Source organism: Streptomyces sp. NPDC002809 (assembly GCF_040295435.1).
In the GTDB taxonomy this organism is placed as follows: Bacteria; Actinomycetota; Actinomycetes; order Streptomycetales; family Streptomycetaceae; genus Streptomyces.
This window is the reverse complement of the sequence record NZ_JBEOVJ010000090.1, coordinates 22,364-32,933: the sequence shown is the minus strand read 5'-3', so window position 1 is coordinate 32,933 and position 10,570 is coordinate 22,364. Positions and strand designations below refer to the sequence as shown.

Here is a 10,570-nt window from a genome sequence, read left to right as displayed (position 1 = left end):
GGGGGGGGGGGCGCCCTGGGGGTGCGCCTGCGGCGGGCCTTGTCCCCTACCCGCCCCTTCCCGTAACCGGGGCTCCGCCCCGGACCCCGCGCCTCAAACGCCGGCGAGGCTGGAAGCGGGGGGCTGGAAGAGAGGGGGGCTGTATCGCCGGGCTCAGCGCCTCGTACACCGGCGAGGCCGGAAGAGGGCGCGGCACCGCCGGCCCCCTCCATCAAACGCCGACGAGGCTGGAGGTTGGGGCTGCACCCCTGGCCCCGCTCCTCAGCACCGGCGAGGTTGCAGGGCGGAAGGCCGGTTCGTGCCCCGTCCCCCGCGCCTCAGCACCGGCGAGGTCGGAAGGCGGAAGGCGGAAGGCCGGTTCGTGCCCCGTCCCCCGCGCCTCAGCACCGGCGAGGTCGGAAGGCGGAGGGCGGTTTTTGTCGGAAGGCGGAGGGCGGTTCTTTGTGCCCAGTCCGCTCCGGATCAGGCGGCCGGTGTGCGGATCAAGGTCAGGACCTCGTCGCGTACCGCCGTCATCGTCTCCTCGTCGCCGGCCTCGACGTTCAGGCGCAGCAGAGGTTCCGTGTTGGAGGGGCGGAGGTTGAACCACCAGTCCGGGGACGTGACCGTGAGGCCGTCCAGGTCGTCGGTGGTCACGTTCTCGCGGTCGGCGAACGCTGCCCGTACGTCCGCTGTGCGGGCCCGCTGGTCGTCGACCGTGGAGTTGATCTCGCCGGAGTCGACGTAGCGGTCGTACTGGGCCACCAGGGCGGAGAGGGGTTCCTCCTGGCCTCCTAGGGCGGCCAGGACGTGGAGGGCGGCGAGCATGCCCGTATCGGCGTTCCAGAAGTCACGGAAGTAGTAGTGGGCGGAGTGCTCGCCGCCGAAGATCGCGCCGTGTGCGGCCATCTCCGCCTTGATGAAGGAGTGACCGACCCGGGTGCGGACCGGCGTGCCGCCGTGTTCGCGTACGACCTCCGGGACCGAGAGGGAGGAGATCAGGTTGTGGATGACCGTGCCCCGGCCACCGTTGCGGGCCAGTTCCCGGGCCGCGACCAGGGCGGTGATCGCCGACGGGGAGACGCCCGCGCCCCGCTCGTCCACGACGAAGCAGCGGTCCGCGTCGCCGTCGAAGGCAAGGCCGAGGTCGGCGCCCTCGGCCAGTACCCGGGCCTGGAGGTCGACGATGTTCTTCGGGTCGAGCGGATTGGCCTCGTGGTTCGGGAACGTGCCGTCCAGTTCGAAGTACATCGGGACGAGGTCCAGCGGCAGGCCCGCGAGGACCGTCGGGACCGTGTGGCCGCCCATGCCGTTGCCCGCGTCCACGACCACCTTCAGGGGGCGGATCGCGGACAGGTCGACGAGGGACAGCAGGTGGGCGGCGTAGTCGGTGAGCGTGTCGCGTCCGGTGACCGTGCCGGGGGTGGCGGCCGGCTGCGGTGCGCCGGTCTCCGACCACTTCTCGACCAGGGTGCGGATCTCGGCGAGGCCGGTGTCCTGCCCCACCGGGGCCGCGCCGGCCCGGCACATCTTGATGCCGTTGTACTGCGCCGGATTGTGCGACGCGGTGAACATCGCACCCGGCAGGTCCAGTGACCCCGATGCGTAGTACAGCTGGTCGGTCGAGCAGAGGCCGATCAGCGTGACATCGGCTCCGCGGGCCGCCGCACCGCGGGCGAAGGCTCCCGACAGCGCGGGGGACGTGGGACGCATGTCGTGGCCGATGACGATCGCGTCCGCGGCCGTCACCTCGACGAACGCCGCGCCGAACAGCTCGGCCAGTGACTCGTCCCACTGGTCGGGCACGACTCCGCGCACGTCGTACGCCTTCACGAGCTGCGACAGGTCGGAAGTCACGGGCCGGTCCTCCTGAGGTTTCTTCGGACCGCCAAACTACCCGGCGGCCGGGAACGCCTCACGCTCCGGGTGACGGCTTCCTGGTCAGGAGTCGGGCGAGCGCAGTACGCGGAGGTGGCCTCTGCGGCCGACCTCCATCGGATCCAGGGTGCGCGGACCGCCGCCCCTGGGACCGTCGCCCCTGGGACCGTCGCCCCTGGGACCGTCGCCGCGGTCCTGTGGACGCGCTGCTTCCCGTACGGCGTTGGCCAGGGCTTCGAGGTCGTCACCGCTGGGACGGGTGGGCGCGGAAGGGTCGGAGAGCCGGACGACCTCCCAGCCGCGGGGCGCGGTCAGGCGCTCACTGTGCTCGGCACAGAGGTCGTAGCAATGAGGCTCGGCATAGGTGGCGAGCGGGCCGAGGACCGCAGTCGAGTCGGCATAGACGTACGTCAGTGTCGCGACGGCAGGGCGGCCGCACGCGGTGCGCGAACAGCGACGTACAGGGCTCACGATGTTGGACGGTACCGCACTCTTGAGCGGGCTGCGACGACTCTCCCCCGGCTCACCCCACCGTGTCGCCCCACGACCCCGGGCCCAGGCTCTTGCCCGGCAACTCCCCTGACCTGCACGGGAGGAGAGGGGCGCAGGTCCTGACCGCAACGATTCCGGTCACCAGCCGGCACAAAAGCTGTCATACGGCAGGGAATCAACGATCAGGAGCGGGGCCTGAAACGGGTCGTCCCGTGGCCGGATCGTTCAGCAACGGACAGGTCGGCTCCCTCCCGGACAGCCGCAGGCCGCTCACCCGGCGGAGGGTTACGCTGCGTCAGTGATGGACAGTCCCGTACCGCCCCACCCGTCCGAGCCGCGACCGCGACGCCGAGACCGACACGGCCGCGGCATGCGCGGCCCCGTCGCCCCTCCCCAGGTGCCGCTCTCGGCCAGCAGGGCGGACAGCTTCCGCGATCTGGTGCAGGATTCGGTGGAACGGCTGGAACGGCGCTGGCCGCAGCTGGCCGAGGTCGACTTCGTGGTCCTCGACGTACCAGGGCCCGTGGAGGAGACCGTTCCGCTGGGCAGTGCGCTGCCCGCCGAGAAGGAGCGGCCCGCGCAGATCGTCATCTACCGGCGCCCCGTCGAGATCCGTACCAAGAATCGTGACGAACGCGCGCTGCTGGTGCACGAGGTCGTGGTCGAGCAGGTCGCGGAGCTGCTCGGGCTCTCGCCGGAGTCGGTCGATCCCCGGTACGGCCAGGACGGCCAGGAGTAGGCGCCCTGCGCCAGGGGCGCACAGCTGTGGGGCAGGCCGTTGCGCGGCCCGCCCCACAGTCCGGTCGTCGCGGTCCTCAGTCGTCCAGGACCGACAGGTCCTGTTCGGCGGCCGGTACCTCGACCGTTCCCCGGTCGTCCGGCAGCGTCTGCACCGTGAACATCGGGATGCCGTCCATCGGGACCGTGAGCGTGCGGGCGGCGTGGACCGGACCGCCCGACTGCGTCTCGACCGTCAGCGCGTACGTGCCCTTGAGTCCTGCCGGAACCGGCGGGGTGACCGCGACGGTCGTACCGGCGGCGACCTCGTACGTCTTGCTGACCGGTGTGCCGCCCTTGCTGCCCGCGGACGCCGTGACCTTCACGGTGCCGGCGGCGCCGGGGGCGGTGAGCGAGAGGACCGAACCCTTCGCCCGGTTGTCGGCGGCGGTCGCCTGCGCGCCCACCGGGCCGGTCGCCGGAATGTAGCCGACCTCCTGGTTGGCGCCCTTGCCTCGGACCACCCGCAGTGCGGCCACCACCGGGGTGGCCTTGCCGTCCTGGGCGGGGCTCAGGAGCAGGGAGCCCGCCTCGCCCCTGGTCAGGTTCTTCAGGTCGACGCCGGCGGTCATCCGCGACTTGACGTGCAGGTCCTCATGGCCCGCCGGTGAGATCGCACCCGTCTTGCCGAGCAGCTTCACCGTGAGGTCGGCGTCGTCCTCACCGGGGGCGAAGGCCACGAGCCGCACCGAGGTTGCGTCCGCCGGGATGCCGGGCAGGACGAGGGTGCTCGCCGGCTCGGTGGAGGCGGGGAGCCAGTCACTGCCGGTCTTGCTGTCCGCGGACCTCACCACCGCGCCGACACGGCCGGTCCGGGTGGTGACGTGGACGGTCACGTCGTCCTCGGCCTTGCTGGTCAGCGTCGAGATGAGGACGCGGACACCGGAACCGGCGGGCACCGTGATGCCTTCGCCGACGTCGGACTTGAGCGTGCCGTCGGGGCCGTACAGCTCGATGTCGGCGACGGCGGCGGTGTCGTCCGGGTTGGTGAGGTGGACGTAGTCCTCGCGGGACTTCGCCGTGCTCGCGGCCGGGAACCAGAAGTCGGTGTCGGGTGCGGTGCAGCTGACCCCGAGGAGGCCTCGGGAGTCGCCCGCCTCGACGGTGGTGGTCTGCTGGCTGGTCCAGCCGGGGGCCAGCCGGCCGGTGGCGGTGCCGACGAGCGCGGGGGCGTCGGCACCGGACACCTCGGCGGTGACCGGCTTGCCGGGCTCCTTGAGGAGAACGACCGGCTTGTCCGGGCCCGCCTTCTTGGTCTTCTTGTCCTTGCTGCTCTTCCCCGAGTCCTTCTCGTCGTCCTTCGCGGCCGTGGAGGACAGGAGTTCGGCCGTGCCGGCCGGTTCCGCCGCGTCTCCGCTCTTCCCCGCCGGGGTGAAGGAGGTGTACTCCGTCTCCGCGAGGTCGGACAGGCCGGGGGCCGGGCAGAGCAGGCTGGACCGTTCCACGGGCAGCCGCGCGGCCGGCTTCGCCGTCGTCGTGCCCCCGGCGTCCGGCACGGTGACCGCGGCGAATCCGGTGACGGCCGCGAGGGCGACGGCCCCGGCGATGAGGGACAGGCTGGTGGACTTCACTCGGACTCGCCTCGCGATGCGTTACCGGTCGGCCACGGGTTCTGGCCCGGGGCGGGGTTCCCGTCGGGGTTCTCGTCGGGGTTCTGCGGGTCGTACGCGCCCTGGGCGCCGTACTGGTCCGCACCGTACTGGCCGGTGCCGTACTGACCGGGGTCGTACGGGGCGTTGCCGTACTGGGCGTTGGGGTCGTACTGCCCGCTGCTGCCCTGCGGGGCGTTGGGGTCGTACTGCCCACTGCTGCCCTGCGGGGCGTTGGGGTCGTACTGCCCACTGCTGCCCTGCGGGGCGTTTCCGTACTGGTCCTGGGTGTACGGGGCGTACTCGCCCTGCTGTTGATAGCCGTACGGGTCGTAGCTGGCGGCGCCGTCGGGCTGCTGCTGCGGCGCGGCACCGTACTGGCCGTCCTGGTACTGGCCCTCCCGGTACTGCGGGTAGCCGGCGTCCTGGTACTGCTGGGCGTCCCAGTCCCCGTACTGCTGCTGGGGCACCGCCGCGTACTCGCCGGTGTCGCCGTCGGCCTGCTGAGGGACGAAGACGTCCTGGCCGTCGTCGGCGTCGAGCGGCTCCGCCGCGGTGGTCCGCGGACCGGTCTGCTGGGCGGGGATGTGCTCCGCCGGCGCCCCCGCTTCCGCGGACTCGTCGGCGTCGAAGTCCTCGCCGTCGTCGCCCTCGCCCTCCGCCAGCGCGGCCGCACGCAGCCTGCGGGCCCGGCGTCCCTCGCCGGCGACCGGCTCGGCGGGGACCACCACGCCCTCCTCGGGCAGGTCGTCGTCGATCTCCCGGCGGCGGCCCGGCAGGGCCAGCACCAGCAGGACCACGAGGAGCGCGGCCTGGCCCCAGACCCACACGGAGTGCGTGAAGGGCGTCTCGTACGTGAGGTCCAGCATGCCGCCCTCGGCGGGGAGCTCGAAGCCCTGCGCCCAGCCGTCGACGGTCTTGCGGGTCAGCACCCTCCCGTCGAGCGTGGCCTGCCAGCCCGGGTCCGCGGCGTCGGCGATCCGCAGGACACGGCCCGCGCTGCCCGACGGGATCTTGGTGTGCGCCTCGACGGGCTTGGAACCCACCGGGAGCGGCTCGTCGTCGGCTGCCGACGGCACGATCATGATCCGGGCGACCTGACGGTCCACCCGCCACAGCGCACTGCCGTCCAGCTGGCTGAGGCGGCTGAGGCCGGGGGTCGCGTCGAGGACCCGGCTCATCTGCTTCGGCGCCCCGTCCCGCACGAGCACGTAACGGATCGCGAAGCCGCTGAGCTGGCTGCCCTGGTCGGCGCCGGAGCCTGCCACCAGGTTGGCGACGACCTTGTCGAGGTGGCTGTTGCCGCCGCCGGCCGCGGCCAGTTCGGCATCGCCCAGCCGCGCGCCGGAGCCACGGACCAGGGTGTACGCGACGGAGGTGGCCGAGGTCCCGCCGAGCACCAGGGTGCGCGGCTGGTCCCGGGTGCCGCTCTCCTCGGCGACGAACGCGGGCACCTGCACCGGATCGCGGCGCTCCAGCGGGCCGGCGGCGCCGCCGATCATCCAGCCGACGGCGGCCAGCACGGGTGCCAGCACGGCGGCCAGGGCGATCAGGACCGCGACCGGCTGGCGCCAGCCGAAGCTGAGCTCGGCCACCCGGACCCGGGCACCGTCAGCGCCGACCAGGGCGGCGGCGATGAGCGCGGCGCCGTAGACGAGGGTTGCGGGTCCCGCCCAGCCGGAGCCGTTGGCGAGCCCGGCGAAGGCCAGGCCCACCAGGGCGACGGCCCAGGCGGTCCGTACCGCGAACTGCCGCTCCCCGCGCAGCAGCGCGGCCAGTGCCGCGAGCACGATGCCGAGGAGCAGGATGCCGCCGGCCGCCTTGGGCCCGCCGGGGCTGATCCCGAGCAGGTCCAGTGCGGAGGCCGAGCCCGAACCGGTCTCCAGTCCCGCTTCCTTCAGGAAGGAGGAGGGGCTGGACAGGAGCGAGAGCGACCAGGGCGCGAGGACCAGCAGCGGGGTCCCGACCGCGGCGAGGAAGCGGAGACCGTAGGCCGTGATGTCGTTGCGGCGCAGCACCAGTACACCGATGCCGAGGACCACGGCGAGCGGCCAGACGATGGGGGTGAACGCCATCGCGAGCGTGAGGAGCAGGGTGTACGCCCAGGTGGCGCGCCAGCTGCCGCGGTTGTCACCGCCGCCGCGCAGGCCGTGCGCGGAGACGGCCGTGCGCGCGATCAGCGGCAGCAGGACGGCGAGGACGGCGGTGCCGAGGCGGCCGGTGGCCAGGGCGCCGGTCGCGGCGGGCAGGAAGGCGTACGCGACGCTCGCCCAGGCCCGCAGCAGCCGCGAGGGGAGCAGCGGGCGGGAGACGAAGTACGCGGTGAGTCCGGCGAGCGGGACCGAGCAGACGAGCAGCAGGGTGAGGGCGAAGCCGGTGGAGCCGAGGAACAGCGCGGACAGCGCGGAGATCACGGCCAGGTAGGGCGGTGCGGTCTGGGTTCCGCCGGTGCCGATGGTGTGCCAGCCGTCCGCGTAGCGGCCCCACAGTTCGGAGACGTCACCGGGCGCGGGCAGCAGGGCGCCGCCGGCCAGCGCGCCGCCGCCCAGGAGGCTGCGGCACGCGACGAGGGAGACCAGGAGCAGGACGGCGAAGAGCACCGGGCCCGGCTTGCGCCCGACGCGCTTCAGCTTGGCGAACTGGTCGATCTCCAGGAAGTCGGCGTCGTCGCCGCCCGGACCGGACTCGACGGCGCCGTGCCGCGAGCCGCCGGACTCGGCCTCCGCGCCGCCGCCGAAGTTCCCGGCGACCTGCTCGACGGTCGCGCGGACGGTGGCACCGGGGGCGGGGAAGAGCCCGCGCAACTCGGCCGGGTCGACGACCCCCTTGCCGCGGTGGCGTCGTGCGCCGAGGATGCGGCCGGGACGGAGCAGGGTGCCGAGGAGGCCGGTGACCTCGTCGAGCGCCTGGCCCGGCACCTTGCCGACGAGGTAGGCGAGCGTACGGAGCAGTGTGCCGACCAGGAGCCGGAGCAGCACCCAGGGAAGCCGTTTGCCGGGGGCGTTGACCAGCATGGTGTAGACGGCGCCGGCCTTGTCGACGCGGTGCGGGCTGGAGACCGAGCGGCCCGCGCAGTCGATGGGGCGGCGTTCGCGGGCGGACGCCTCGGCGTGCCGCAGGACGGCGTCGGGGGCGACGAGCACCCGGTGGCCGGCCATGTGGGCTCGCCAGCACAGGTCGACGTCGTCACGCATGAGGGGCAGCCTGCGGTCGAAGCCGCCGAGCTCCTCCCAGACGTCCCGGCGGATCAGCATGCCCGCGGTGGAGACGGACAGGACGGTACGGACCTGGTCGTGCTGGCCCTGGTCCTGCTCGCGCCGGTCGAGGCCGGTCCAGCGGCGCCCGCTGTTGGCGATCGAGACGCCGACTTCGAGGAGCTGGCGGCGGTCGTACCAGCCGCGGAGCTTGGGTCCGACGATCGCGGCGTGCTGGTCGTTGTCGACGACGCGCAGCATCTCGGCGAGTGCGTCGGGTTCGGGGGCGCAGTCGTCGTGGAGCAGCCAGAGCCACTGCACCGGTTCGCCGTGCGGCAGGTCCGGCAGGTCGTAGGCGTCGTCGCGCCAGGACCTGGTGACGGGGTCCCAGCCGCTCGGACGCTTCAGGTACGGCAGGTCGTCCGGGGTCAGGACACCGGCGGTGCGGCTCGCCTCGTCGACGGCGGTGCCGAAGCTCGTACGCCGCGCGAGGTGCAGGACGCGTTCGGCGCCGAGCGCCTCGGTGACCAGTCGGGCGGAGTCGTCGGCGCTGCCGGTGTCGGCGGCGACGACGTTCTGTACGGGGCGCTCCTGCCCGAGCAGCCCGGCGAGCGCGTCTGGCAGCCAGCGTGCGCCGTCGTGGGAGACGAGCACGGCGGTGACGACGTGCCGGGGGAACTCTGGGGCGGCGGCAGCCGCGTACGGCGCCGTTGCTTGGCTGTGCACGGACATCGAGGTACGGGCCCTCCGGCCGGGTCCGGGGGACGTCCCCCGGGGGCTGCATCGGTGTACACGCGCGCCCTGTCGGGTCGTTGGCGCGTCTCGGACGGGGCCCCACACTAACGGTACGGATAACCGGGGTGGCGCGGAGCGGTTGAACGAGGGCTGCGGTACAGCGGTGGAGGGCGGCCGGTGCCCCGGTCCGGCTGTGCCGGCAGAGGGGGTCCGGAGCGGGTCCGGGGCCGCTCCGCCACCGTGCCGGAGGTACGGCAATGGCCCGCCGCCTGCGGGCAGGGTGCAGGCGGCGGGCCATGGGACGTCCGGTCCGGGGAGCGGACGGCCCTCAGGGTTCGGCGTCTTGCGGCCGGGGGGTCCCGGAGGGGCCGGGTCAGACCGCGGCCTTCTTCAGGCGCCGTCGCTCACGCTCGGAAAGACCGCCCCAGATACCGAATCGCTCGTCCTTGGAAAGGGCGTACTCAAGGCATTCGGACCGGACCTCACAGGCGAGGCAGACCTTCTTGGCCTCGCGGGTCGATCCACCCTTCTCGGGGAAGAAGGACTCGGGATCGGTCTGGGCGCACAGTGCGCGCTCCTGCCAGCCGAGTTCCTCGTCCGCGTCCTCGACCAGCAGTTGCTGGAACAGCTCGGTCATGTGCGCCCCTCGTCTGTCTCTTGCGTCCCCGTGATGCGGCCGTTATCGAATCGGCCGAACGACACGAGTGAAATTACAAGTGTGTAGCTCCGTGCCGGTCAAGCTCAGATCTGCTATTGGGCCCGGGATTCACTCTGCGGAACCAAGCGTATGCGTAAAGTGTTCAAATCACCAAAAACCTGACATATGCCACGAGCCTCGGTACGCCTTCATCCGCCACAGGGAAGAACTCCCAGGAGGGCGGACACGTTGCGATTCGATCACCGAAGCGATCAAGATCACAGTCGGGTCACAGGAGTGCGACCGCGTTTGCCGCAGCGACTGTTGGGCCACCTCTCCGCCGCGGGGGCTGCACAAACCTTTCTCCGAACGGAGTAACCGGATGAGGTGAAACATTACCCCCAAATCGGGCATTGGGTTGACAGTCGGAGGTTCTCCGGTTCTCCTTGATGTCATGCCAGCGACCTCAGTCATGCGTGTCACCCACATCCGTGGGTTCCGCAGCGCTGTTCAGGCCCGCTGTTGCTGTTCCAGCTGTCTCAGCTGTTGAAGCCCCCGAGCTCCAGCCCGACACAGCTCATCCCGGACCCCCGGACCCTCCCCCACGCGGCTTCCCGCCACTGCGGTCACCCGGTCCCTCAGGTCCTGCGACACCCCTGCATCCGCACTGCACGACTTGCACCCCTGCCGAGGAACCACCGCACCCATGAACAGCGACAGCGACCTCCAGATCGCCGGCGACCTCCTCGAGGTCCAGCACCTCCTGCGCCCCGCCCGCGAACACCCCGCGACGGTGGCGGAATTCGTCGGGCTCGCCCGCACCGTCGCCGCCGACCGCTCCCAGTGGGCCCCGCTCGTCCGGTACGACACCACCACCCGCTGGTACCACCGCCTCCGCACCGGACCCGGCTACGAGATCTGGCTGCTCAGCTGGGTCCCCGGCCAGGGCAGCGGCCTGCACGACCACGGCCCGTCGTCCGGCGTACTGACCGTCCTGGACGGCGAACTGACCGAGCGTACGGACCGCGGAACGCGGACGCTGAACGCCGGCTCGCAGCGCGTCTTCGCCCCCGGCTACATCCACGAGGTGGTCAACGACTCCCTCGAACCGGCCGTCAGCCTGCACGTCTACTACCCGGGCCTGACCGACATGCCGATGCACGCCGCACAGTGCGCCGCGGCCGTCGCCACCGCCTGACAACCCGCCACCACCCGGACAGGGACCAGGCTCCGCCCGACAGTCCCACCCGTCACCCCGTCACCCGCCACCACCCCGACAAGGACCAGGC

At 72.3% G+C, this 10,570-nt stretch carries 7 protein-coding genes; 2 read left to right on the top strand and 5 right to left on the bottom strand.

Annotated elements, in window-relative coordinates; translation table 11 throughout:
• Nucleotides 1-462: 462 nt before the first annotated feature.
• A complete protein-coding gene (locus ABT025_RS33735) occupies nt 463-1,836 on the bottom strand; it encodes a phosphomannomutase/phosphoglucomutase (protein WP_351002465.1) in 1,374 nt (457 codons plus the stop codon).
• 84 nt (nt 1,837-1,920) lie between these two features.
• The gene (locus tag ABT025_RS33730) at nt 1,921-2,328 is read right to left on the bottom strand and encodes a DUF3499 domain-containing protein (protein WP_351002464.1); all 408 of its coding nucleotides are present in this window, start codon (nt 2,326-2,328) and stop codon (nt 1,921-1,923) included.
• Between the two features lie 322 nt (nt 2,329-2,650).
• Between ABT025_RS33730 and ABT025_RS33725 the strand changes: the two genes are divergently transcribed.
• Entirely contained in the window at nt 2,651-3,088 is a 438-nt protein-coding gene (locus tag ABT025_RS33725) for a metallopeptidase family protein (protein ID WP_351002463.1), read from the top strand.
• 76 nt (nt 3,089-3,164) lie between these two features.
• Here ABT025_RS33725 and ABT025_RS33720 read toward each other — a convergent pair whose 3' ends face one another.
• The 3 genes from ABT025_RS33720 to ABT025_RS33710 all read right to left on the bottom strand — a co-directional run bounded on the left by ABT025_RS33720 (nt 3,165) and on the right by ABT025_RS33710 (nt 9,281).
• Nucleotides 3,165-4,697: a DUF5719 family protein gene (locus tag ABT025_RS33720; protein WP_351002462.1), complete on the bottom strand. Its 1,533-nt coding sequence runs from the start codon at nt 4,695-4,697 to the stop codon at nt 3,165-3,167.
• On the bottom strand, nt 4,694-8,641 hold the full coding sequence (locus ABT025_RS33715; protein ID WP_351002461.1) for a glycosyltransferase: 3,948 nt from the start codon (nt 8,639-8,641) through the stop codon (nt 4,694-4,696). Before ABT025_RS33715 ends, ABT025_RS33720 begins: the two co-directional genes overlap by 4 nt.
• 376 nt (nt 8,642-9,017) lie before the next feature.
• Complete coding sequence (locus ABT025_RS33710) at nt 9,018-9,281, bottom strand: WhiB family transcriptional regulator (RefSeq protein WP_018103995.1); 264 nt, start codon at nt 9,279-9,281, stop codon at nt 9,018-9,020.
• Nucleotides 9,282-9,987: 706 nt separating this feature from the next.
• Here ABT025_RS33710 and ABT025_RS33705 point away from each other — a divergent pair.
• Complete coding sequence (locus ABT025_RS33705; RefSeq protein WP_351002460.1) at nt 9,988-10,479, top strand: cysteine dioxygenase; 492 nt, start codon at nt 9,988-9,990, stop codon at nt 10,477-10,479.
• Nucleotides 10,480-10,570 lie beyond the last annotated feature (91 nt).